The organism is Pseudomonas sp. EA_65y_Pfl1_P113, from assembly GCF_963970525.1.
GTDB lineage: Bacteria > Pseudomonadota > Gammaproteobacteria > Pseudomonadales > Pseudomonadaceae > Aquipseudomonas > Aquipseudomonas tritici.
Genome location: NZ_CAXAQM010000025.1, coordinates 1 through 24,779, shown reverse-complemented (window position 1 = coordinate 24,779; position 24,779 = coordinate 1). Strand labels below are relative to the sequence as shown.

Annotated in this window: 21 protein-coding genes and 1 other RNA gene; 9 read left to right on the top strand and 13 right to left on the bottom strand. The window is 58.0% G+C overall.

From position 1 onward, the window contains the following. Positions 1-185: 185 nt before the first annotated feature. Positions 186-836 (bottom strand): 23S rRNA (uridine(2552)-2'-O)-methyltransferase RlmE, encoded by a 651-nt coding sequence (gene rlmE / locus AACY52_RS20595; protein WP_032862906.1) that lies wholly within the window; start codon positions 834-836, stop codon positions 186-188. Between the two features lie 105 nt (positions 837-941). Here rlmE and AACY52_RS20590 point away from each other — a divergent pair, with 105 nt between their 5' ends. Next, on the top strand, positions 942-1,250 hold the full coding sequence (locus tag AACY52_RS20590) for a YhbY family RNA-binding protein (RefSeq protein ID WP_017139256.1): 309 nt from the start codon (positions 942-944) through the stop codon (positions 1,248-1,250). 9 nt (positions 1,251-1,259) lie between these two features. Here the strand turns inward: AACY52_RS20590 and AACY52_RS20585 are convergent, their stop codons facing one another. The 8 genes from AACY52_RS20585 to grpE all read right to left on the bottom strand — a co-directional run bounded on the left by AACY52_RS20585 (position 1,260) and on the right by grpE (position 11,725). Then, entirely contained in the window at positions 1,260-1,664 is a 405-nt protein-coding gene (locus AACY52_RS20585) for an MFS transporter (RefSeq protein ID WP_339420289.1), read from the bottom strand. A 28-nt stretch (positions 1,665-1,692) separates the two neighbouring features. Then, entirely contained in the window at positions 1,693-2,169 is a 477-nt protein-coding gene (gene greA, locus AACY52_RS20580; protein ID WP_049711485.1) for a transcription elongation factor GreA, read from the bottom strand. Next, the gene (carB, locus tag AACY52_RS20575; protein ID WP_045060049.1) at positions 2,166-5,387 is read right to left on the bottom strand and encodes a carbamoyl-phosphate synthase large subunit; all 3,222 of its coding nucleotides are present in this window, start codon (positions 5,385-5,387) and stop codon (positions 2,166-2,168) included. Before carB ends, greA begins: the two co-directional genes overlap by 4 nt. A 105-nt stretch (positions 5,388-5,492) precedes the next feature. After that, complete coding sequence (carA, locus tag AACY52_RS20570) at positions 5,493-6,629, bottom strand: glutamine-hydrolyzing carbamoyl-phosphate synthase small subunit (protein ID WP_339420286.1); 1,137 nt, start codon at positions 6,627-6,629, stop codon at positions 5,493-5,495. A 257-nt stretch (positions 6,630-6,886) separates the two neighbouring features. Then, the gene (gene dapB / locus AACY52_RS20565; protein ID WP_339420284.1) at positions 6,887-7,693 is read right to left on the bottom strand and encodes a 4-hydroxy-tetrahydrodipicolinate reductase; all 807 of its coding nucleotides are present in this window, start codon (positions 7,691-7,693) and stop codon (positions 6,887-6,889) included. Positions 7,694-7,703: 10 nt separating this feature from the next. After that, complete coding sequence (gene dnaJ / locus AACY52_RS20560; RefSeq protein WP_339420282.1) at positions 7,704-8,828, bottom strand: molecular chaperone DnaJ; 1,125 nt, start codon at positions 8,826-8,828, stop codon at positions 7,704-7,706. A gap of 317 nt (positions 8,829-9,145) precedes the next feature. After that, positions 9,146-11,062, bottom strand: a complete 1,917-nt coding sequence (gene dnaK, locus AACY52_RS20555) for a molecular chaperone DnaK (protein WP_339420280.1) — start codon at positions 11,060-11,062, stop codon at positions 9,146-9,148. A 102-nt stretch (positions 11,063-11,164) separates the two neighbouring features. Further along, positions 11,165-11,725 carry a nucleotide exchange factor GrpE gene (grpE, locus tag AACY52_RS20550; protein ID WP_049711480.1) on the bottom strand — a complete coding sequence of 187 codons (561 nt, stop codon included), beginning with the start codon at positions 11,723-11,725 and terminating at the stop codon, positions 11,165-11,167. A gap of 254 nt (positions 11,726-11,979) precedes the next feature. Between grpE and recN the strand changes: the two genes are divergently transcribed. Then, positions 11,980-13,653 (top strand): DNA repair protein RecN, encoded by a 1,674-nt coding sequence (gene recN, locus AACY52_RS20545; protein ID WP_339439268.1) that lies wholly within the window; start codon positions 11,980-11,982, stop codon positions 13,651-13,653. A gap of 86 nt (positions 13,654-13,739) precedes the next feature. On the opposite strand, the gene fur is transcribed toward recN, so the two are convergent. Next, positions 13,740-14,144 (bottom strand): ferric iron uptake transcriptional regulator, encoded by a 405-nt coding sequence (gene fur / locus AACY52_RS20540; RefSeq protein ID WP_003194220.1) that lies wholly within the window; start codon positions 14,142-14,144, stop codon positions 13,740-13,742. 98 nt (positions 14,145-14,242) lie between these two features. Here fur and AACY52_RS20535 point away from each other — a divergent pair, with 98 nt between their 5' ends. Continuing rightward, positions 14,243-14,770, top strand: coding sequence for an outer membrane protein assembly factor BamE (locus AACY52_RS20535; protein ID WP_339420276.1), 528 nt, complete (start codon positions 14,243-14,245; stop codon positions 14,768-14,770). Between the two features lie 63 nt (positions 14,771-14,833). Here AACY52_RS20535 and AACY52_RS20530 read toward each other — a convergent pair whose 3' ends face one another. Together AACY52_RS20530 and AACY52_RS20525 are read right to left on the bottom strand one after the other, a co-directional pair. Next, positions 14,834-15,136, bottom strand: coding sequence for an RnfH family protein (locus AACY52_RS20530; RefSeq protein ID WP_339560741.1), 303 nt, complete (start codon positions 15,134-15,136; stop codon positions 14,834-14,836). Beyond that, a complete protein-coding gene (locus AACY52_RS20525) occupies positions 15,129-15,563 on the bottom strand; it encodes a type II toxin-antitoxin system RatA family toxin (RefSeq protein WP_339420272.1) in 435 nt (144 codons plus the stop codon). The genes AACY52_RS20530 and AACY52_RS20525 overlap by 8 nt, the downstream gene beginning before the upstream one ends. A 168-nt stretch (positions 15,564-15,731) precedes the next feature. On the opposite strand from AACY52_RS20525, the gene smpB reads away from it, so the two are divergent. After that, positions 15,732-16,214 carry an SsrA-binding protein SmpB gene (smpB, locus tag AACY52_RS20520; protein ID WP_049711476.1) on the top strand — a complete coding sequence of 161 codons (483 nt, stop codon included), beginning with the start codon at positions 15,732-15,734 and terminating at the stop codon, positions 16,212-16,214. Between the two features lie 36 nt (positions 16,215-16,250). Here the strand turns inward: smpB and AACY52_RS20515 are convergent, their stop codons facing one another. After that, positions 16,251-17,018 carry an FCD domain-containing protein gene (locus AACY52_RS20515; protein ID WP_028617983.1) on the bottom strand — a complete coding sequence of 256 codons (768 nt, stop codon included), beginning with the start codon at positions 17,016-17,018 and terminating at the stop codon, positions 16,251-16,253. A 251-nt stretch (positions 17,019-17,269) separates the two neighbouring features. Between AACY52_RS20515 and AACY52_RS20510 the strand changes: the two genes are divergently transcribed. The 5 genes from AACY52_RS20510 (at position 17,270) to AACY52_RS20490 (ending at position 24,218) form a co-directional block, all read left to right on the top strand. Beyond that, entirely contained in the window at positions 17,270-18,964 is a 1,695-nt protein-coding gene (locus AACY52_RS20510) for a lactate permease LctP family transporter (protein ID WP_339560740.1), read from the top strand. A 70-nt stretch (positions 18,965-19,034) separates the two neighbouring features. Then, complete coding sequence (locus AACY52_RS20505) at positions 19,035-21,845, top strand: FAD-binding and (Fe-S)-binding domain-containing protein (protein WP_339530824.1); 2,811 nt, start codon at positions 19,035-19,037, stop codon at positions 21,843-21,845. 150 nt (positions 21,846-21,995) lie between these two features. After that, positions 21,996-22,274: a hypothetical protein gene (locus AACY52_RS20500; protein ID WP_033898249.1), complete on the top strand. Its 279-nt coding sequence runs from the start codon at positions 21,996-21,998 to the stop codon at positions 22,272-22,274. A 104-nt stretch (positions 22,275-22,378) separates the two neighbouring features. After that, positions 22,379-22,775: a transfer-messenger RNA gene (gene ssrA, locus AACY52_RS20495) on the top strand. Positions 22,776-22,961: 186 nt separating this feature from the next. Beyond that, on the top strand, positions 22,962-24,218 hold the full coding sequence (locus tag AACY52_RS20490; RefSeq protein WP_339560739.1) for an integrase domain-containing protein: 1,257 nt from the start codon (positions 22,962-22,964) through the stop codon (positions 24,216-24,218). Positions 24,219-24,779 lie beyond the last annotated feature (561 nt).

Below are 24,779 nucleotides of genomic sequence, written 5' to 3'. Positions count from 1 at the left end.
ACCCTCTGAAGCAAGCTCCGCTACTGGCGCGCGCTTCGCATGATATTCACCGGCCTAACTTACTACATTACCTACAACTCTGGCAGGCGCCGTCTGTAACCCTTTGTGAAACTTTGACTACACAATATTCGTAAAGCTTCGTGACGAAAGCGATATAAAAAAACCTATCGCCCTCCTCCAAATCCTCAAAAACGCTCTTCGCTCGCAGCGCCTTCAACACCGCGGAAGCCGCGGCACAACAGATACTGCTCCCGGGACCTGTCCCGGGAAGAGTCAGGCTTGCGCGTCTGCACCTTGTCGAACAACTTGCGGATGTTCTTGTGGTACTCGTCAAACCCTTCGCCCTGGAAGACCTTCACCAGGAAGTCACCACCAGGACGCAACACCCGACCCGCCAAATCCAGGGCCAGTTCACACAGGAACATGGCTCGCGGCATATCGACGGCCGGTAATCCACTCATATTGGGGGCCATGTCGGAAATCACAAGGTCCACCTGCGAATTTCCCACAGCCTCAAGGATCTGTGCGAGCACGGCGTCCTGGGTGAAGTCCCCATGAACAAAGGTCACATCCGGGATACTGTCCATTTCCAGGATGTCGGAAGCGATCAAGCGACCTTGACCACCAATCAGACGACTGGTCACCTGCGACCACCCACCCGGCGCCGCGCCAAGGTCGATAACGCTCATGCCTGGACGGATCAACTTGTCCTTGTCCTGGATCTCCAGCAGCTTGTAACTGGCCCGTGAACGGTAGCCGTCCTTTTGCGCCTTTTTGACGTAAGGGTCGTTGAAATGCTCTTGCAGCCACTTAAGGCTAGTTTTGGAACGGGCCACGGGCCACCTCGAAAATAAAACGGGTCGTGATTAACTGGGCGGTCCCGGACTCGCTCGGGTAAACTGGCCGCCGCTTTTTACAAGATCAGACGCAGGGGTCAGATTATGCCGCTCACTCAAGAGCAGAAGAAACAGTACAAATCCATTGGCCACCATCTGAAACCAGTTCTGATTGTGGCAGACAACGGTTTGACTGAAGGTGTGCTAGCCGAACTTGAACGCGCATTGGGCGATCACGAACTGATCAAGATCAAGGTCAACATCCTTGACCGCGAAGCGCGCCTGGCCGCCATTGCAGAACTGTGCAAGGTGGGCAAAGCGGACCTGGTTCAGGTCATCGGCAAGATGGCGCTGCTGTATCGCAAGAACTTCAGCGTCAACAAGCAACTGTCGAACGTTCATCGTTTCAAATGATATCAAGGGTTACGGGCGTGCTTCGCGCGCCCCGCCACTCCATCCCGGTGCCGGCTGTATAACCAGCACCAGACCGGAGAACCCTAGCACAAGATAGCTGAACAGCTGCCAGCGCAACGCTTCCGGCAGCCACACATGCACCACGCAAAACATTGCGCACGCATACAGCGCCATCAACAGCAGTTGGCCGCGAATATCCCGCCATAAACTCCCCAAGCCTTCGGCCTTGACCAGCACCAACGCCTGGAGCGTCACGCACGCCGCCGCGAAACCCACCAGCAACGCACTGAGTAATCCATCGATTTCATCGATCAGCAACGGTGCCAGGCCAACCAGGCCCAGCGCCGGCAACACACCGATGTGCAACAACCACAGGCCTCCCACCCAAAGCATCTGGGAGAGCTGCCAAAGCATGGCGCCCGCATAGAGCGGGCGCCGTCTTTCAGATGTGACGAACTTCAACAATCTCGTACTCGATCACGCCGCTTGGCGTTTTCACAGCCACCACATCACCCTCTTCCTTGGCAATCAAGGCGCGGGCAAGCGGAGAACCAACGGAGATCTTGCCGAGTTTGAAGTCAGCTTCGTCTTCGCCCACGATGTGGTAGACGACGCGCTCATCTGTCTCGACGTTGGCGATTTCCACGGTGGTGCCGAAAATCACCTTGCCGGTATGTGGAATGGTCGTCACATCGATGATTACCGCATTCTGCATACGGCCTTCGATGTCACGGATCCGCGCCTCGACCATACCTTGCTGCTCGCGAGCAGCGTGGTATTCGGCATTTTCCTTCAAGTCACCCAGCTCGCGAGCGGTGCCGATATCCTGGCTCAGCTTCGGGCGGACGACTTTGGTCAGATGGGCGTGTTCCTCTTCCAGGGCCTTGGCGCCCTGGACGGTCATTGGGTATTTGGTCATGCCTTCAATCCTGCGTGTAGATCTTGCAAGCGACGCACGGTCTTTTCCGGACCGAACTTGAGCGCTTCACAGATGGCTTCGCCAGCAGCAATGGTGGTGGTGCAGTAGATCTTGTGCTGCAAAGCGTTACGACGAATGGAATAGGAGTCCGCGATCGACTGGCGACCTTCGGTGGTGTTGATGATCAGGGTGACTTCGTCATTCTTGATCATGTCGACCACGTGCGGACGGCCTTCCGTCACTTTATTCACGCGACGCACTTTCAGGCCGGCGGCTTCGATCAGTTTGGCGGTCCCGGCGGTGGCCACGACCTCGAAGCCCAAGTTGATCAAATCACGGGCCACGCCCGCAACCAGCGGCTTATCGTCATCGCGCACGCTGATGAACGCAGTACCGCCGGTCGGCAGCACTTCGCTGGCACCCATTTGGGCTTTAGCAAACGCCTCGCCGAAGGTATCGCCCACGCCCATCACTTCACCGGTGGACTTCATCTCTGGGCCCAGGATCGGGTCCACACCAGGGAATTTGGCAAATGGGAACACCGCCTCTTTCACGCTGTAGAAGTTCGGAATGATTTCCTTGGTGAAGCCGATTTCCTTCAGGGTCTTACCGGCCATCACGCGGGCAGCGATCATAGCCAGGGACACACCGATGCACTTGGAAACAAACGGTACAGTACGCGACGCGCGCGGGTTGACTTCGATGACGTAGATGTCTTCGCCTTGCAGCGCCAACTGTACGTTCATCAGACCGACCACGCCCAGTTCCAGGGCCATTTTCTTGACCTGTTCGCGCATCTCGTCCTGGATGTGCGCCGGCAGCGAGTACGGCGGCAGCGAGCAAGCGGAGTCACCGGAGTGAACGCCAGCCTGTTCGATGTGCTGCATGATCGCGCCGATCACTACGTCGGTGCCGTCGCAGACTGCGTCCACATCCATTTCGATGGCGCAGTTGAGGAAGTGGTCGAGCAGCACCGGGCTGTCGTTGGACACTTTCACCGCATCACGCAGGTAGCGCTTGAGCTCTTCTTCTTCGTAGACAATTTCCATCGCACGACCGCCTAACACGTAGGACGGACGCACCACCAGCGGGTAGCCGATCTTGCTGGCTGCGCGAATGGCTTCATCTTCGCTGCGCACGGTGGCGTTTGGCGGCTGACGCAGGTTCAGGCGCTCAACCATTTGCTGGAAGCGCTCGCGGTCTTCGGCACGGTCGATGGCGTCCGGGCTGGTGCCGATGATTGGCACGCCGGCCTCTTCCAGTGCACGCGCCAGTTTCAGCGGGGTCTGGCCGCCGTACTGGACGATTACACCCTTAGGCTTCTCAACCCGGCAGATTTCCAGCACGTCTTCCAGGGTCACGGGTTCGAAGTACAAGCGATCGGAAGTGTCGTAGTCGGTGGAAACAGTTTCCGGGTTGCAGTTGACCATGATGGTCTCGTAACCGTCTTCGCGTAGGGCCAGTGCCGCGTGTACGCAGCAGTAGTCGAACTCGATACCCTGGCCGATACGGTTTGGACCGCCGCCGAGGATCATGATCTTGTCGCGGCCCGAAGGCGCGGCTTCGCACTCTTCCTCGTAAGTCGAGTACATGTAGGCGGTGTCGGTGGCGAACTCAGCCGCGCAGGTGTCAACGCGCTTGTAGACCGGGAAGATCTCCAGCTTGTGACGGTGACGACGCAGCGCTTTCTCGGTCACGCCCAGCAGCTTGGCCAGACGCATGTCGGAGAAGCCTTTGCGCTTGAGCTTGAACATCAAGTCGCGGTCGATGCTGGCCAGCCCCAGGGTCTTGACCTTCTCTTCTTCCTTGATCAGGTCTTCGATCTGCACCAGGAACCACGGGTCGATCATGTTCATGCCGAAGATGTCTTCGACCGACAGACCGGCGCGGAAGGCGTCAGCCACGTACCAGATGCGCTCGGCGCCGGGCACGGTCAATTCGCGCTTGAGGATGCTCATGCTTTCCGGGTTGCTCAGGTCGAGCTTTTCGTCCAGGCCGCAAACGCCCACTTCCAAACCGCGCAAAGCTTTCTGCAGGGATTCCTGGAAAGTCCGACCGATAGCCATGACCTCACCCACCGACTTCATTTGAGTGGTCAGGCGTGCGTCGGCTTTCGGGAATTTCTCAAAGGCGAAGCGTGGCAACTTGGTCACGACGTAGTCGATCGACGGCTCGAAGGACGCTGGAGTAGCGCCGCCGGTGATTTCGTTCTGCAGTTCGTCAAGGGTATAGCCGATCGCCAACTTGGCAGCGATACGCGCAATCGGGAAACCGGTGGCTTTCGAGGCCAGAGCCGAGGAACGGGATACCCGCGGGTTCATCTCGATGACGACCATGCGACCCGTGTCCGGGCAGATGCCGAACTGGACGTTGGAGCCGCCGGTTTCCACGCCGATCTCGCGCAGTACCGCCAGGGAGGCGTTACGCATGATCTGGTATTCCTTGTCCGTCAGGGTCTGTGCCGGCGCAACAGTGATCGAGTCACCGGTGTGCACGCCCATTGGGTCAAAGTTTTCGATAGAGCAGACGATGATGCAGTTGTCCTTCTTATCGCGGACAACCTCCATCTCATACTCTTTCCAGCCGATCAGGGATTCGTCGATCAGCAGCTCTTTGGTCGGCGACAGGTCCAGGCCACGGGCGCAGATTTCTTCGAACTCTTCACGGTTGTAAGCGATACCGCCGCCGGTGCCACCCATGGTGAAGGACGGACGGATGATGCACGGGAAGCCCAGCTTCTCGAGCACTGCGTTGGCTTCTTCCATGCTGTGGGCGATGCCCGAGCGCGGGCAGTCCAGGCCGATGGATTTCATTGCCTTGTCAAAGCGCGAACGGTCTTCTGCTTTGTCGATGGTGTCGGCATTCGCGCCGATCATCTCTACGCCGAACTTTTCCAGGACGCCTTCGCGCTCCAGGTCCAGTGCGCAGTTCAGAGCAGTCTGGCCGCCCATGGTCGGCAGCAGCGCGTCCGGACGCTCTTTCTCGATGATCTTGGCAACGGTCTGCCACTTGATCGGCTCGATATAGGTGGCGTCGGCCATGTCCGGGTCGGTCATGATGGTGGCTGGGTTGGAGTTCACCAGGATGACGCGGTAGCCCTCCTCGCGCAGGGCTTTACAGGCCTGGGCGCCGGAGTAGTCGAATTCGCAGGCCTGGCCGATCACGATCGGGCCAGCGCCGAGAATCAGGATGCTTTTTATGTCTGTACGTTTTGGCATGGGTTTGTCACTCAAATCCGCAGGTCAGTCGGCAAGCCGTCTTGAACAATCTTTAGAGAGCCTGCAGGGGCCGCCGGAGTAGGGGGCCGCCCGCAGACCGCTCAGTTAGCGTCGCTTGGCCATCTCATTGATGAAACGGTCGAACAGCGGCGCTACGTCGTTCGGGCCCGGGCTGGCTTCAGGGTGGCCCTGGAAGCTGAACGCGCTCTTGTCAGTGCGCTCGATGCCTTGCAGGGAACCGTCGAACAGCGACTTGTGAATGGCGCGGACATTAGCCGGTAAGGTCGCTTCATCCACCGCAAAACCGTGGTTCTGGCTGGTGATCATCACAACACCGGTGTCCAGGTCCTGCACTGGGTGGTTGGCACCGTGGTGGCCGTGGCCCATTTTCAGGGTCTTGGCGCCGGAAGCCAGTGCCAGCAGCTGGTGGCCGAGGCAGATGCCGAACACCGGAGTCTCGGTCTCCAGCACGTCCTTGATGGCCTGGATAGCGTAGTCGCATGGCTCAGGGTCACCCGGGCCGTTGGACAAGAACACGCCGTCTGGCTGCAAGGCCAATACATCGCTGGCCGGAGTTTGCGCCGGCACCACGGTCACGCGGCAACCGCGCTCTACCAACATGCGCAGGATGTTGTATTTGACGCCGTAGTCATAGGCGACAACGTGGTACGGCAGCTCAGCGGCATCGATAGTCGCGTGACTGTCGGTCTTCAAGTCCCAGACAGTGGAGCGCCACTCGTACTTCTCTTTAACGCTGACGACTTTCGCCAGGTCCATGCCTTTCAGGCCAGGGAAACCTTGCGCTGCGGCAATCGCCGCCTCTTCGGAGATATTGTCACCGACCATGATGCAGCCGTTCTGCGAGCCTTTTTCACGCAGGATGCGTGTCAGGCGGCGCGTATCGATACCCGCGATAGCCACAACGTTGTTGGCTTTGAGGTAGTCGGACAGCGACATCGTGTTACGCCAGTTGCTCGCAACCAGTGGCAGGTCACGAATCACCAGACCAGCCGACCAGACACGATCAGACTCGACGTCTTCCGGTGTAGTACCGGTGTTGCCGACGTGCGGATAGGTCAGGGTAACGATCTGTTGGGCGTAGGAAGGATCGGTAAGGATTTCCTGATAGCCGGTCATGGCAGTGTTAAACACCACCTCTCCAACGGTCTGACCGTCGGCTCCAATGGCTTCGCCGCGAAAAATGCTGCCATCAGCAAGGGCGAGTATGGCTGGCTTAGTCAAGAAGACCTCCCGTAAATAAAGCCTGAAAGGGCGATCGCAGGTGTAAAAAAGCGGAGTGACGTATGGACACGTCACCCCGCTCATTCACTGAATTATTCTGCGCGCTTTTAGTGAACACACTAAAGCTGTAGCTTACAGAAAAAGGCTTTTTTGGTCCACCGCTAATGAGTCTAAAAGGCAGGGGAATGCGACAGGACGTCGCTTAGCGGGAAAAACGGGGCCCAAGCATAAGCTTGAAGCCCTGTTTGAGCGACTGATCAGTGCAGATCCAGCACATCGCGCATGTCGTAGAGGCCTGGCTCGCGCCCTTCCAACCACAGCGCAGCACGTACCGCACCTTTGGCAAAGGTCATCCGACTAGACGCCTTGTGCGTGATTTCCAGGCGCTCGCCTTCAGTGGCGAACAACACAGTGTGATCACCGACCACGTCGCCACCGCGCACAGTCGCAAAGCCGATGGTGTCACGCGCACGCGCACCGGTGTGACCTTCACGCCCGTACACCGCCACTTTCGATAAATCGCGACCCAGCGCATCGGCGATGGCTTCACCCATGCGCAATGCAGTACCCGACGGCGCGTCGATCTTGTGGCGATGATGGGTCTCGATGATCTCGATATCCGCTTCATCACCCAGCACGCGCGCCGCCAGGTCCAGCAATTTGAGCGACAGATTCACACCGACACTGAAGTTCGCCGCGAAGACGACCGGAATATCCTTCCCCGCCTCCACCAACAACTGCTTCTGCTCAGCTGTCAAACCGGTGGTGCCAATCACCATGGCCTTACCCGCCCTGCGGCAGAACGCCAGGTTTTTCAGCATCACGTCCGGCAGCGTAAAGTCGATCAGTACGTCGAACTCATCAGCCACCTGCTCCAAGTGGCCGGACAACGAAACACCGATACGCCCCAGAGAAGCCAACTCACCGGCATCCGCACCGATCAACGTGCTACCCGGACGCACAATCGCCGCGGTCAGCCCGGAGGCCGGCGAGCGCTGCTGCACCGCTTCGACCAGCGTCTTGCCCATGCGCCCGGCAGCGCCCATTACGGCTATACGTCGCATATTCGATTCCTTACAGGTCGCCGAAGAAGCGCTTCACGCCATCGAAAAAGCCCGTGGTTTTCGGTGAGTGTGAGTCATCGCCTTCCAGCGAACTACGGAACTCTTCAAGCAATTCGCGCTGACGACGCCCCAGATTGACCGGCGTTTCAACTGCCACACGGCACATCAGGTCGCCCGCTCCACCACCGCGCACCGGCGCAACGCCTTTGCCACGAATACGGAACTGCTTGCCGGTCTGCGTGCCTTCAGGAATCTTGAGCTTGACCCGTCCGTCCAGCGTCGGGATTTCCAGCTCGCCACCCAAGGCTGCGTCGACAAAGCTGATCGGCACTTCACAGAACAGGTGCTTGCCGTCGCGCTGGAAAATCGAGTGCTCGCGCACATTGATTACAACGTACAGGTCGCCCGTAGGTCCGCCTTGAGCACCCGCCTCACCTTCGCCCGACAGGCGAATGCGGTCACCGGTATCCACGCCAGCCGGCACTTTTACCGACAGCGTCTTGTACTCTTCGACACGTCCTTCGCCGTGGCAGGAATCGCACGGATCAGAAATGATCTTGCCCTGGCCATGACAGCGCGGGCAGGTCTGCTGCACCGAAAAGAAGCCCTGCTGCATACGAACCTGGCCGATACCACCACACGTCGGGCAGGTGATCGGCGAGGAGCCCTTCTTGGCACCCGAACCATCGCACGGCTTGCAGTTGACCAGCGTCGGCACGCGAATGTTGACGCTGGTGCCGCGCACAGCTTCTTCCAGGTTCAATTCCAGGGTGTAGCGCAAATCGCTGCCACGCTGGGCGCCGCCACGCTGACCACCCCGGGCACCGCCGAAGAAATCGCTGAATACATCGCCGAAAATGTCGGAGAAGTTCTGACCACCAAAACCGGCACCGCCGCCCCCCATGTTCGGGTCGACACCGGCATGGCCATACTGGTCGTAGGCCGCACGCTTGTTGGGATCAGACAGGCATTCGTAGGCCTCATTGGCCTCTTTGAACATCTCTTCGGATTCTTTGCTATCCGGATTACGGTCCGGGTGATGCTTCATCGCCAGGCGACGGTAGGCCTTCTTCAGGTCCGCCTCGCTGGAGCCGCGCTCCACACCCAACACTTCGTAATAGTCACGCTTTGCCATAAGTCTTTGCACTCTTAAGGACGTTCGGCCAGACCCTCCTGAGCCCCGCCAAACTCGTTGAGCCCCAATACAGGCCCGGACCCAACTCACGTCAATTCAACGATCCTGGTCATTACTACTTTTAGCCAAGGACCCGGCCAAAAATACGGTAGTTATTGCTCGGAAAGCAGGAGCATTCCCGATCACACCGCCAGCACCCGAACGCTGTCGCATGCTGTAAAAATTCGCTTACCCCAGACACGCCAACGCGGGAGCAAGCTCCCGCGCGGCGACATCCTACCAGTCACCGCTTAAAAGCGGTCAACCGGGCGACCAAGTTACTTCTGTTCTTTAACTTCTTCGAACTCGGCATCGACAACATCGTCGTGCTTGGCTTCAGGCTCTGCCTGTTGCGCTGCACCGTCAGCTGGCTGACCTTGTTCGGCATACATTTTCTGTGCAACCGGCGCGGAGACTTTGGACAGCTCCTCGATCTTGGCTTCGATAGCAGCCTTGTCGTCGCCTTTAACGGCGGCTTCCAGGGCAACTACGGCAGCTTCGATCGCGGCCTTCTCTTCAGCGCTCACTTTATCGCCAGCATCAGCGACCATTTTGCGCGTCGAGTGAACCAGTGCATCACCCTGGTTGCGGGCGCCAGCCAACTCAGCAAACTTGGCATCCGCATCAGCGTTGGCTTCAGCATCACGAATCATCTGTTGAATTTCTTCATCAGACAGACCGGAGTTGGCCTTGATAGTGATCTTCTGCTCTTTGCCGGTCGCCTTGTCTTTCGCGCCAACGTGCAGGATACCGTTGGCATCGATGTCGAAGGTCACTTCGATCTGTGGCACGCCACGGGGTGCAGGTGGAATCTCAGCCAGGTCGAACTTGCCCAGGGACTTGTTCTGAGCCGCTTGCTTACGCTCACCTTGCAGCACGTGAATGGTCACAGCACCCTGGTTGTCATCGGCAGTCGAGAACACCTGGGATTTCTTGGTAGGAATCGTGGTGTTTTTCTCGATCAGCGCAGTCATCACGCCGCCCATGGTTTCGATACCCAAGGTCAGCGGGCTGACGTCGAGCAGCAGTACGTCTTTCACGTCACCGGCCAATACCGCACCCTGGATAGCAGCACCCATGGCAACTGCTTCGTCAGGGTTCACGTCTTTACGCGCTTCCTTGCCGAAGAACTCGGTGACTTTCTGCTGAACCAGTGGCATGCGGGTCTGACCGCCCACCAGGATCACGTCGTTGATGGCGCCAACGTCGATACCGGCATCTTTCAAAGCGATGCGGCAAGGTTCGATGGTGCGCTGAACCAGGTCTTCAACCAGAGCTTCCAACTTGGCGCGAGAAATCTTCACGTTCAAGTGCTTAGGACCGGTGGCATCTGCAGTGATGTACGGCAGGTTAACGTCGGTCGACATGCTCGAGGACAGCTCGATCTTGGCCTTCTCAGCAGCTTCTTTCAGGCGCTGCATGGCCAGCGGGTCACCCTTGAGGTTCATGCCGCTTTCTTTCTTGAATTCGTCAACAAGGTAGTCGATCAGACGAATATCGAAGTCTTCACCGCCCAGGAACGTGTCACCGTTGGTGGCCAACACTTCGAACTGGTGCTCGCCGTCAACTTCAGCGATCTCGATGACCGAAACGTCGAAAGTACCGCCACCCAGGTCATAAACGATCACGGTGTGATCGCCTTTGGCCTTGTCCATACCGTAAGCGAGAGCCGCTGCGGTGGGTTCGTTGATGATGCGTTTTACGTCCAGGCCCGCGATGCGGCCGGCGTCTTTGGTCGCCTGACGCTGGCTGTCGTTGAAGTAGGCCGGAACAGTGATCACCGCCTCAGTCACTGACTCACCGAGGTAATCTTCGGCAGTCTTTTTCATCTTTTTCAAGACTTCAGCCGAGATCTGCGGTGCAGACATCTTGTTGCCATTTACTTCAACCCAGGCGTCACCGTTGTCAGCCTTGGCGATTTTGTAAGGCACCATCTTGATGTCTTTCTGTACGACTTCTTCATCGAACTTACGACCGATCAGACGCTTCACCGCGTACAGAGTGTTGTGCGGGTTGGTCACAGCCTGGCGCTTGGCCGACTGGCCAACCAGGATCTCGCCATCATTTGCATAAGCAATGATCGACGGCGTAGTACGCGCGCCTTCGGCGTTTTCGATGACTTTAGCTTTGCCGTTTTCCATGACGGAGACACAGGAGTTGGTGGTCCCCAGGTCGATACCGATAATTTTGCCCATGATTTACTCTCCCGAAACTTGAATTTGGATGCCGCAGCAGTTGTGGCTAACTGCGGTAGCACTTAAACGCTTGACTTATAGATGGGGGCCTTACGGCGTATTTCAAGCCTGCTCATCAATAGAAGGCGAAACCGGTGCAGGAGCCTTGCTCACCACAACCATCGCCGGGCGCAGCAAGCGACCGTTGAGCTGATATCCCTTCTGGAACACTTTCAACACGCTATTAGGCTCCAGGTCATGGCTTTCCTGCATGGCCATGGCTTGGTGGTGCTCAGCGTTGAACGGTTCACCGCCCATTGGATCGATGGCTTCCAACTGATAACGCTTCAGGGTGTCCTGGAACATTTTCAAGGTCAGCTCGATCCCTTCGCGCATTGGGCGGATGTTTTCGTCGTCCGGGTTGGACAACTCAAGGCCACGCTCCAGGCTGTCAATGATCGGCAGCAAGTCACTGGCGAACTTCTCCAGTGCGAATTTGTGAGCCTTTTCTACATCCTGCTCGGCACGGCGGCGGACGTTCTGCAGATCGGCGGCAACACGCAAAGACTGGTCCTGCGCAGCAGCCAATTGCTCTTCGAGCACTTGCACACGAGTTGCCAGCTCATCGCCGACAGCCGAATTAGCGTCTGGAGTTTGCGTATCCTGCGTCTGTTCGTCAGCCATAGTTTTCTCCTTTCAAAATCATGCGCGAACTCAACTCGCGCTTCTGTTCCGGTATATGGGGCCACAATTTCCAGGTTCAAGGGCGAAGGCGTTACCAAAAGTCTTTCGACTGACCTTCATCAATTCCTGCCCATTAATTCCTGGCAGCACTTAAAAAGACGTTGAATCAAGCAAATCGAGCTAAGCGTCAGGATTGTCAGCGCCAAAGAAAACACTGTATAAATAACCAGACCTAAAGCCTGGGAGCGGCCAACATGCTCGTGCACCTGTCCGTACATAACTACGCCATCGTTGAACACCTGGATCTTGAATTGGATCGCGGGATGAGCGTAATCACAGGCGAAACCGGCGCCGGCAAGTCGATCATGCTAGACGCCCTGGGCCTGACCCTGGGTGATCGCGCCGACAGCGGCGTGGTTCGCCCCGGTGCGGACAAGGCCGACATCCTGGCCACCTTCGACCTGGCAGACATACCCGAGGCGGAAGTCTGGCTAGCCGAGCGCGACCTAAATAATGCAGGTCCGTGCATCCTGCGTCGGGTCATCACGGCGGAAGGCCGTTCACGTGGCTATATCAACGGCACACCTTGCCCGTTGGGCGACCTTAAAGCTCTGGGCGAGTTGCTGATAGATATCCACAGCCAACACGAACACCAGTCCCTGCTGAAAACCGACACCCATCGCCGCCTGCTCGACGAATACGCTGGCGCGACAGACCTTGCCCGCCAGGTGCAACTTGCCGCTCAACGCTGGCGCCAGACTCGCCAAGAGCTGGAGCGGCTCTCCAATTCCGGCGATGAACAACGTGCTCGCCATCAGCTGCTCAGTTATCAACTCGAAGAGCTGGAAAGCCTGGGCCTGGGCGAGACCGAACTAGAGCAGCTTGAGCAAGAACATAAGAACCTCACCAACGCAGAAACCCTGCTGGGTATCTGCCGACAGGTGGTGGAGCAATGTAGCGAGAGCGATTCCGGCAATGTGCTCAACGCACTGACTGCCAGCCTCAATCGCTTGTCGAGCGTGAACAACGCTTCCGGGTCGCTAAGTGAGGCCACCACCCTGCTCACCAGTGCACAGATTCAAGTAGAAGAAGCGGTAGGCGAACTGAACCGTTTCCTGGATCACTTCGATGCCGACCCGGCACGCCTGCAGGACATAGAAGAACGCCTGGACACCATTTATACCCTGGCGCGCAAACATCGAATTCAGCCCACCGAAGTAGTGACGATGCAGCAGAAGCTACTGGATGAAATCGAGACCCTGAACGCCAACGATGAATCTATCGAGCGCCTGGGTGACGAGCTCGCTTCTTTCGCCCGTCATTACCAAGAGAAAGCGCGCGAACTGAGCGACCTGCGTCAACAAGCAGCCACTGGCCTGGCCAGCGCAGTGGAGTTGGAAATCCAGCGCCTGGGTATGCCGGGCGGACGCTTCACCATTGAATTGCGCACCAACGCCAGCAACGAACTGCAGCCCCACGGCCTGGAACAGGTGGAACTACTGGTTAGCGCCAACCCTGGACAGCCGCTCAAAGCACTGGCAAAAGTGGCATCTGGTGGCGAGCTGTCGAGGATCAGCCTGGCGATCCAGGTAATTACCGCGCAAACCTCTCGGGTGCCGACCCTGGTATTCGATGAAGTCGATGTGGGTATTGGCGGACCGACGGCGGAAATTGTTGGCCAGTTGCTGCGGCGCCTGGGGGACCGAGGCCAAGTGCTAACGGTGACTCACTTGCCGCAAGTCGCGGCCCAAGGGCATCAGCATTTGTTTGTGCATAAGGTACGCGGCAGTGATGCAACACACACAGCCGTGTCCAAGCTGAATAAGTCGGAGCGCGTGGAAGAAGTCGCGCGCATGCTCGGTGGCATCGATTTGACCAAGGAGTCTTTGGCGCACGCGAAGAAGATGGTCGTGGCGGCGAAGGCCTAAGCGGACAGTTTTCTCTATTATAGAAAGCACGAAGGCGACCCTAAGGTCGCCTTCGATCGTTTTGCAACGTCAATCTGCAGCGCTTGTTACTTTTTCTTACGGATGTACAGAACCAGATTATGGTCAACCAAATCGAAGCCATGCTCCTCAGCAATCTTATGCTGCAGGGCTTCGATCTCCGGGCTGGTGAACTCGATAACCTCATTGGTATCCAGGTCAACCATGTGGTCATGATGCCCACCGTCAGCCAATTCGAACACCGCATGACCGCCGTCGAAATTATGACGAACCACCAGCCCTGCGGCCTCAAACTGGGTCAGCACACGGTAAACCGTGGCCAGGCCAACGTCCTCGTTAGACTCCATCAGCGCCTTGTAGACATCCTCGGCACTCATGTGGCGCTGCTCAGCAGAATCGAGCATTTGTAGAATCTTGACTCGTGGCAGAGTCACTTTAAGACCGGCTTTGCGTAGTTCGCTATTTTCAACCATGGTTAGCTTTCTCGCGGATGCTGCTTCGCAGCTTCTCTTAATACGGGTATGATCGGCGTTTACGTTGTCCCAGCCAAGATAGTGGAAGTCGCCCACCGATGCAAAACACCAAGCTCTTGCTAACCAGTTTCACCTTTGTGGGACTGCTCGCACTCGCCGGTTGTTCATTCCCCGGGGTTTACAAAATCGACATCCAGCAGGGCAATGTCGTCACGCAGGACATGATAGACCAGTTACGCCCCGGAATGACCCGACGGCAAGTACGGTTTATTATGGGTAACCCCCTGCTGACCGACACTTTCCACGCCGATCGCTGGGATTATCTCTACAGCCTGCAGCCAGGTGGCGGTGAACGCCAGCAGGAGCGCGTCAGTGTCAGCTTCAATGGCAATGACCAGCTTGTCAGCCTGTCCGGCGACTTCATGCCTGGCGTAAGCCGTGATGAAGCCCTGCTCGGCAAGGATAACGGCACTAACGTGACCGCACCTGCGCAGGAAGGCGAGAAGCCGAAGTCTGAAGTACCGGCTAAGCCTGGATCTTTGCTCGACAAGATCCAGAAAGACATCGACGGCGTGGAAACTGTTCCCGTCCCGACGCCGCAGCCTCTGGACACCAGCCCGCAGTAAGTTTGCGGCGCCCAACAAAAAGCCCGGTATGCCGGGCTTTTTGTTGCCTGCCATTTGGAGGGCTTACGAGCCCCGCTGCTTGGCCAAAGCAGCCTTGGCTGCGCGCAGCCGGCGCACCTCTTTCGGGTCCGCCAGCAGCGGCCGGTAAATCTCAATACGATCACCCGCCTGCACGGCATGCACTTGCGCGTTCGCGACCACCTTGCCGAATACCCCCAAAGGGCAGTCAGCCAGATCCAGCTCTGGAAAGTGCACGGCAATACCTGACGCCTGAACCGCCGAGCGCACGCTGGTGCCTGCTGGCACCCTCACCACCAGCAAAACCTGGCGATCCATGGCGGCATATACCACCTCAATCTCAACCATGCAGTTGCTTGGCTCGCTGACAGAACGCATCCACCAACGTATTGGCCGCCTGGTTGAATAAAGGCCCCAACGTCGCACGCACGACAGGACCGGCGTAATCAAAGGAAAGATCGAGGCTTATTTTGCAGGCCTTATCGGTCAGCGCCTTAAATACCCAGACACCATGCAACTGGGTAAACGGCCCTTCCTGCAAATTCATTTCGATGGATTGCCCGGGCACCAGCACATTACGCGTTACAAAGTGCTGACTGAGGCCGCCCTTCGCGACCCCAACGCTGGCGACCATGTACTCATCGCTGCCCTCCAGCACTTCGGCTGTCGAGCACCACGGCAAGAATTCCGGGTAACGCGCCACGTCGTTGACCAGGTCATAAAGCGCTTGTGCCGGATAAGGCAGCAGGGCCGAACGTTGAATATGCGTCGTCATGTGTGCGTTATTTCCACAGCTGAGCGGCAAACATCGCGAAAGAACAGCCCGATCCGCGAAAGAAAAAAACAAGAGAACTGCCCGCATTGTCCGGGATTCGTCCAACACGCTCAAGCACGCAGGTTGACCGTAGCCGATACGCTCGCAACTCCCTATAATGCCGCCCCTATGGCTAAACAAAAGAAACACCCCACAGGGACCATCGCGCAAAATAAAAAGGCGCGACACGATTACTTCATCGAGCATCGGTTCGAGGCTGGTCTGGTCCTGGCCGGCTGGGAAGTAAAGAGTCTGCGTGCCAGCAAGCTACAACTGGTCGACAGTTATGTGCTGCTCAAGGATGGCGAGGCGTGGCTGCTAGGCAGTCATATCACCCCGCTGACCACCGCGAGCACCCACGTGATTGCCGACCCGGTACGCACGCGCAAACTGCTGCTCAACGCTCGCGAACTGGAAAAGCTCGCCTCCGCCGTACAGCAGAAGGGCTACGCCTGCATCTGCCTGTCCTGGTACTGGAGCAAGCACCTGGTCAAGTGCGAGATCGCCTTGGGCAAAGGCAAGAAGGAATACGACAAGCGTGATACCGAGCGCGAGCGCGATTCCAATCGCGAGCTGCATCGCGCTGTGCGTAACAAGGGCAAGGAAGACTGACCCTTGCTGCGAAGTAGCCTTGGGAGCTCCCCTCGGCTACATCCCCTTGCGCCGCTCCGCACGCGCCACACGCTGAACCTCCTGACGCACCTCTTCCAACACCTCCTGCACATACAGCAGGTGACGTGTGGAAACTTCTCGCGCCTGCTCGGCCCGCCCCTCGATGATTGCCAGGTACAGATCCCGGTGCTGACTGATCAGCATGTCGCGGGTTTCCGTACGCTGCTGGTACATGCCACCGATGTTGGTCACCACGTTGCGCTTGAGCAGGTCGAACAGCCCGCGAATGGTGTGCAGCAAAACCGCGTTGTGGCTGGCCTCGGCGATAGCCAAGTGAAACCGCGCATCCGCCGCCCCCTCTTCCGCACGACTTACTTCATCGGAACGGGTGTAGCAATCCTGTAGCGCTTCGAAAGCCGCCGTAAGACGCTCACGATCGACTTCGGTGGCGCGCAGCGCTGCGTAATAGGCACAAGATGCCTCAAGGGTCTGGCGAAACTCCAACAGATCACGCTGAGCTTCGGGATTGTTTTCCAGCAGGTGCAGCAGCGGATCACTGAAAGTAGAACCCAATGACTCAGCCACGTAGTTCCCCCCGCCCTGGCGGCTGACGAGCAAGCCTTTGGCGGACAATTTCTGGATCGCCTCCCGCAAGGAAGGGCGCGACACACCAAATTGCTCAGCCAAGGCGCGCTCGGCCGGCAAGCGCTCGCCGGACTTTAGCGTGCCCTCAAGGATCATGCCCTCAAGCTGCTCGACGATATCGTCAGACAAACGGCGCTGACGCACCTGATCAAACCCCATAACTCACTCTCCACCATCCCGACCACTCGCCGGGGCCTCTATTCTGGCCTATCGCAGCGCTTGCAGCACCTATCAGAACGCCCTCGTTTCAACCGATCAGAACGACCTGCCCGCGGACCTACGACCAAAGTTTCGCGAGCGGCAAATTGACACACGCCTGCCAAGGCTTTTACTCTAGCCAACAGCGATTGTAAATTGGTATTACCAATTATCCAAGCTGACCAAACAACAACAATCAGGGGCCACCCCATATGCAAACCTGGCAACAGCTCTACAGCCCACTCGGCAGCCTCGGCCTGTCCGCACTGGCGGCGGTTATTCCGATCGTATTCTTCTTCCTGGCCCTGGCCGTGTTCCGCCTCAAAGGTCACGTAGCCGGCAGCATCACCTTGGCGCTGTCGATCCTGGTAGCGATCTTTGCCTTCCAGATGCCGGTGGACATGGCACTGGCCGCCGCCGGTTACGGCTTTGCCTATGGCCTGTGGCCTATCGCCTGGATCATTGTCGCGGCCGTGTTCCTGTACAAACTGACCGTCAAAAGCGGCCAGTTCGAAGTCATTCGCAGCTCAGTCCTATCGATCACCGACGACCAACGCCTGCAAGTGCTGCTGATCGGCTTTTGCTTCGGCGCCTTCCTGGAGGGTGCCGCCGGTTTCGGCGCGCCCGTGGCAATCACCGCGGCACTGCTCGTCGGCCTGGGCTTCAATCCACTGTACGCCGCTGGCCTGTGCCTGATTGCCAACACCGCCCCCGTGGCCTTCGGTGCACTCGGTATCCCGATCATCGTTGCAGGCCAAGTGACCGGCATCGATGCGTTCAAAATCGGCGCCATGACTGGCCGTCAGTTGCCCCTACTGTCGATGTTCGTGCCGTTCTGGCTGGTGTTCATGATGGACGGCTTGCGCGGCGTGCGTGAAACCTGGCCGGCCGCACTGGTAGCAGGCTTGAGCTTTGCCATCACCCAGTACTTCACTTCCAACTTCATCGGCCCGGAACTGCCGGACATCACCTCGGCGCTCGCCAGCTTGATCTCCCTGACCCTGTTCCTGAAAGTCTGGCAACCCAAGCGCACAGCAGGTGCACAGATTGCCGGTGCGACGTCAAGCGCAGCGGTCGTCGCCAGCGCCGGCGGTTTTGGTCTGCCACGCAACACGGTTGTCTCGCCGTACAGCCTGGGGCAAATTTTCAAGGCCTGGTCACCGTTCCTTATTCTGACCGTGCTGGTCACTATCTGGACCCTCAAGCCGTTCAAGGCCATGTTCGCCGCCGGCGGCTCGATGTATAGCTGGGTGTTCAACTTCGCGATCCCGCACCTGGACCAACTGGTGATCAAAGTTGCGCCGATTGTGACCACCCCCACTGCCATTGCGGCAGTGTTCAAGCTGGACCCCATCTCGGCGACCGGCACAGCGATTTTCTTCTCTGCGCTGATCTCAATGCTGGTGCTGAAGATCAACCTAAAAATTGGTCTTACCACTTTAAAAGAGACCTTCTACGAACTGCGCTGGCCAATTCTGTCCATTGGCATGGTGCTAGCCTTCGCTTTTGTCACCAACTACTCCGGCATGTCTTCGACCATGGCACTGGTATTGGCCGGCACAGGTGCAGCCTTCCCATTCTTCTCGCCATTCCTCGGGTGGCTGGGCGTTTTCCTGACAGGCTCCGACACCTCGTCCAACGCGCTGTTCAGCTCACTGCAAGCCACCACCGCGCATCAGATCGGTGTCAACGACACGCTGCTGGTCGCCGCGAACACCAGTGGCGGTGTGACCGGCAAAATGATCTCGCCACAATCGATTGCCGTGGCCTGCGCCGCCACGGGGTTGGTGGGCAAGGAATCCGACCTGTTCCGCTTTACCCTCAAGCACAGCCTGTTCTTTGCGACGATCGTCGGGTTGATCACCCTGGCTCAGGCCTACTGGTTAACCGGAATGCTGGTGCATTAAGGCCGGTACGTAATAGGGTAAGAATCGACGCCGGACACCCATTCCGGCGTCTGCTATTTCTGGAGGACCGATGAGCCTGCCTGCTGCTTTTCTGAGCGACGTCGCACAACTGATCCCGAAAGATCGGCGTTTCGACGATCCACTTTCCACCCTCGCTTTCGGCACCGACGCTAGTTTTTACCGACTGATCCCACAGTTGGTGATCCGCGTGGAGTCGGAAGACGAGGTGGTGGCGCTGTTGCAACTCGCCCAACGCGACCGTGTGGCCGTCACCTTCCGCGCAGCCGGCACCAGCCTTTCTGGCCAAGCCATCAGCGACTCAGTGCTGATCGTGCTGGGGGACAATTGGAACGGCCGCGAAATTCGTGGGCAGGGCACCCAAATTCGCCTGCAACCTGGCGTGATCGGCGCCCAGGCCAATGCATGGCTCGCGCCTTTTGGGCGCAAGATCGGGCCGGATCCGGCGTCGATCAATGCCTGCAAGATCGGCGGCATCGTCGCCAACAACGCCAGCGGCATGTGCTGCGGCACAGCGCAGAACACCTATCACACCCTGGCAGGCATCCGCTTGGTACTGGCTGACGGCAGCCGACTGGACACCGAAGACGCGGCCAGCGTGGCGGCGTTTCGCGAACGACACGGCTCGCTGCTGGAACGCCTGGCGACACTGGGCCGCGAGACGCGGGCAAACGCTGAATTGGCGGCAAAAATCCGCCACAAATACCGCCTGAAAAATACCACCGGGCTGTCACTTAATGCCCTGGTGGATTTCGATGAGCCGCTGGATATCCTCAGCCATCTGCTGGTGGGCTCCGAGGGTACGCTTGGATTTATCAGTGCGGTCACCTATGACACGGTGGTCGATCATCCGAACAAAGCCTCGGCCTTGATTGTGTTTCCGGATGTCGAGACCTGCTGCAACGCGGTGACCGTCCTCAAGACCCAACCGGTCTCGGCCGTCGAGCTGTTGGATCGACGCAGCATGCGCTCGGTTCAAGACAAGCCGGGAATGCCCGCCTTCGTACAACATCTATCGGAAAATGCCTGCGCACTATTGATCGAATCTCGCGCAGCGTCGCCGTCTTTGTTGCATGAGCAATTGGCGCTGATCATGGCCTCCCTGGCCGATTTCCCTGTGGAGAAACAGGTCGATTTCACCGAAGACCCGGTAGAAAATGCGCGCCTGTGGGCCATTCGCAAAGACACCTTTCCCGCCGTCGGCGCCGTACGCAAAACCGGCACCACGGTAATCATCGAAGACGTCACCTTTGCGGTCGAGCAACTGGCAATCGGTGTAAATCGCTTGATCGAACTGTTCGACAAACATCACTACGACGAAGCAATCCTTTTCGGACACGCGCTGGAAGGCAACCTGCACTTCGTGTTCACCCAAGGCTTCAACAGCGCGGAAGAAGTCGCACGCTACCAAGCGTTCATGGACGACGTGGCGCACCTGGTGGCGGTGGAGTTTGGTGGTTCGTTGAAAGCTGAACACGGTACCGGCCGCAACATGGCGCCGTTCGTTGAGTTGGAGTGGGGCAGCGACGCCTATCAATTGATGTGGCAACTCAAACGCCTGCTCGACCCCAATGGCATTCTCAACCCGGACGTGGTGCTCAGCGAAGACCCGCAAATCCACCTCAAACACCTCAAGCCGCTACCCGCCGCCGACGAGCTTGTGGATAAGTGCATCGAATGCGGCTTCTGCGAGCCGGTGTGCCCGTCGAAAGGCCTGACCTTGAGTCCACGCCAACGCATCGTGATCTGGCGCGATATCCAGGCGAAGAAACGAGCGGGCGTCGACACCACCGAGCTAGAAGCCGCCTACCACTATCAAGGCATCGACACCTGCGCCGCCACCGGCCTTTGCGCTCAACGCTGCCCGGTGGGAATCAATACCGGCGACCTGGTGAAAAAACTACGCAGCCGTGACGCCGACCGTACGAAAACGGCCGAATGGCTCGCCAATCATTTCGCCACTGCGCTGCAGGGCGCGCGCTTTACCCTGCATGTCGCCAACGGCGCACGCATGCTGCTGGGCGCACCGCGCCTGGCGACGCTATCGGCCACCGTCACCAAGCTGTCCAAGGGGCAGATTCCGCAGTGGACAAACGCCATGCCGCAGCCGGAGAAAGCCATCCGCTTCAGCCCGGCGGTCACGGACGAGCGGCCACGAGTGGTCTACTTGGCCGCCTGCGTCTCACGCGCCATGGGCCCGGCGGCGGGAGATAAAGAACAGATGTCGTTGTACGACAAAACCCGCGGCCTCTTGGAAAAGGCCGGTTACCAAGTCGTCTTCCCCGACAATCAGGACAACCTGTGCTGCGGCCAGCCCTTTGCCTCCAAAGGCTACGCTGAACAGGCCGAACACAAGCGCCAGGAACTGATCGGCGCCCTGCTCCACGCCAGCCGCGGCGGGCTCGACCCGATTTACTGCGACACCAGCCCGTGCACCTTGCGTCTGGTGCAGGATCTGGCTGAAACACGGCTGGATCTTTACGATCCGGTGCGTTTTATCCGCACTCACCTGATGGATCGCCTCGATTTCACACCACAGGCAGCCCCCATCGCCGTGCACGTCACCTGCAGCACCCAGCATCTGGGCGAGAGCCAGGCGCTGATCGACCTGGCCCGGCGCTGCTCTAACACCGTGGTCATCCCGGAAGGCATTCATTGCTGCGGGTTTGCTGGCGATAAGGGTTTCACCACGCCGGAACTCAACGCCCACTCACTGCGCACCCTCAAGGACGCGGTGCAGCATTGCAGCGAGGGTATCTCCACCAGCCGCACCTGCGAGATCGGCCTGAGCCAGCATGGCGGCATTGATTATCACGGGCTGGTCTACCTGGTGGACCGTGTCACGCAGGCTCGCGCCCACTGAGCCTGCAAAAATGAGCCTGCAAAAAAACAGAACCCCTGCGCGCCGGTGTAGTCATCTGCATAGGCCTCGACAAACGAGGCTCATCACTGATGTCGCTGGCAGCCGTTCAATGCCAGCAGCGTCGAGCCCTTTTGCGCAAGGAGATACCCTATGAAGCGTTCCGCTCTTGCTGGCTTGTTCATTACCGCTGCGATGCTGGCGTCCCCTGCTTTCGCGGCAGGTGATAAAGACCTGTGCCAGATCAACCTGGACAAAATCAACAACGGTAAAGCGCTGCTCGCCACCGACACCAGTGGTAAAAGTGGCGAGATAGACACTGCTGTGTCTTCGGCTAAAGCAGCCCACGCCGCCGGCGATGACAAAAAGTGCATTGAGATCACCTCGAAGGCGCTGCAAGACCTGCAGAACAGCGAAAAAGGCGGCCAATAGGCAGCACGGTCAGGGACGGCTAACCTTCGGGTTGGCCTTCCGTGACGGTTTGGCGTACACTGCACAGGCTTGTCACTCACTAAGAAACAACGAGTTACAAGCACGGGGCCGTTTAGGATTCGACGCCGGTCGCGAAACTTTAGGTGCATGCCGAGTTGGTAACAGAACTCGTAAATCCACTGTTGCAACTTCTTATAGTTGCCAATGACGAAAACTACGGCCAGGAATTCGCTCTCGCTGCGTAAGCAGCCTTAGCCCTGAGCTTCTGGTACCTTCGGGTCCAGCAATCACCAGGGGATGTCTGTAAACCCAAAGTGATTGTCATATAGAACAGAATCGCCGTGCAGTACGTTGTGGACGAATCGGCTAAAACTTACACAACTCGCCCAAAGCACCCTGCCCTTCGGGTCGCTGAGGGTTAACTTAATAGAAACGGCTACGCATGTAGTACCGACAGCGGAGTACTGGCGGACGGGGGTTCAAATCCCCCCGGCTCCACCACTTCATCATCTAAAGACGTCCACGGACGTCTTTTTTTGTGCCTGAAGTCCAGTGAATACGGGGATTCCAGCTCTTTTGAGGGCTTTTTAGGATTTATGAGTTCCAGGCGCTTTGGTATCCCAGGTGGTATCCCGGGTTACCAAATGCTATTTTCAGGATACCAAAACGGTGCTGGAGGTAGCCCCCATGCCTACTAACGCAACACGCCTCTCCGATCGCCAGCTCAAGGCAGTCAAGGCAACTGGTAAAGACTTCGTCCTCAGCGACGGCGATGGCTTGCAGCTTCGAGTACGCGCCAGCGGCTCGATGATGTGGAATTTTAATTACCGCGAGCCGTTAACCAGAAGCCGTATCAATATGGCGCTCGGTCCATACCCAGACCTCTCGTTAGCCAACGCCCGAAAGAAAGCCGTAGAGGCACGTGAGTTGCTCGCTCTGGGCATTGATCCCAAAACCCAACGCGATGAGGTTCGGCAAGCCAAGCTCGCTGAAACTAAACACACGTTCGAGAAGGTGGCCACGGCCTGGTTCGAGTTGAAGAAAGACTCCGTAACCAAGGCCTACGCCGAAGACATCTGGCGCTCGCTAACTCTTCATGTTTTCCCCAACTTGAAAACGACGCCGCTCTCGCAAATCACTGCTCCGATGGTTATCAAGATCCTCCGTCCAATTGAGGCCAAAGGCAGTCTCGAAACGGTGAAGCGATTGAGCCAACGGCTCAACGAGATCATGACCTACGGGGTCAACTCCGGGCTGATATTCGCGAACCCTCTCAGTGGAATTCGAGCGGTGTTCAAGAAGCCCAAGAAAGAGAACATGGCCGCGCTACCACCCGAGGAGCTGCCCGAACTCATGATGGAAATCGCGAACACCAGCATCAAGCGCACGACTCGCTGCCTGATCGAATGGCAACTGCACACGATGACTCGTCCTGCAGAGGCGGCGACCACCCGATGGGCAGACATCGACTTCGACAAGCGCATTTGGACCATTCCCCCAGAGCGCATGAAGAAGCGCCGGCCGCACACAATCCCGCTAACCGACCAGGCACTCTCGTTGTTGGAGACACTTAAGCACCACAGCGGGAACAGGGAATACGTATTCCCTTCAGACAGGAACCCGCGCACCCACGCTAATAGCCAGACCGCCAACATGGCGTTGAAACGCATGGGCTTTCAGGACCGTCTCGTCAGCCACGGCTTGCGCTCGATGGCGAGCACCATCCTGAATGAGCATGGCTGGGACCCGGAGCTGGTTGAGGTCGCGTTAGCGCATGTCGATAAGGATGAAGTTCGGAGCGCTTACAACCGAGCGGATTACATCGACCGTCGGCGCCCGATGATGGCGTGGTGGAGCGCGTACATCCAGAAGGCGGCAACCGGCAGCCTGTCGGCGTCTGCGATCAACCAAACCAAGGAACGAAACGTCTTCCCAGTACGCTAAGCGTGGACAGGTTGGCGACAGCGGGACAACCCGCGTAATCCATGGCGTGTAGCATCGCGACGGAGGTGGCGACTTTCGCCAAATCTCCCCCATGCGCGCGGCACTCCAGCCAAGCCCTGATCACGAGAAGGCTCATCGCTGGTTGAGCAACTGCGAAGCTACATTACGAGGCCAAACATCGAGGACCTTCCAGTATCGTAGGATATCGGTAGCTTTTCGCCACGCGACAGTCCAGCAACACGTAGCATGTCGCCCGCTTTCAGGGAACGGTGATGACCGAGGGGGTTCCGTTCGTACCGGCTCCCGTTCCCCATCCGGATTTGTCGGGACCAATCGATTGAAACCAATGGTGGGCGGCGTTCGCGCAATGCCTAGATCTGGGCATCTTTGTCCATGGGGTGCAGCGAGACATTCACATTGTGCGCATTCCACGCCATCCGGCCACCCTTTCCACGCTCATCCGGCCAGGCAGTCGGAGCGCAGCGACGCAGGTTTGCATTGTTAGTCTGAAGTCCCTGTCGTCGTCAATTTCGTTGCGCGTCTGCGCATCGATTCGCCCTT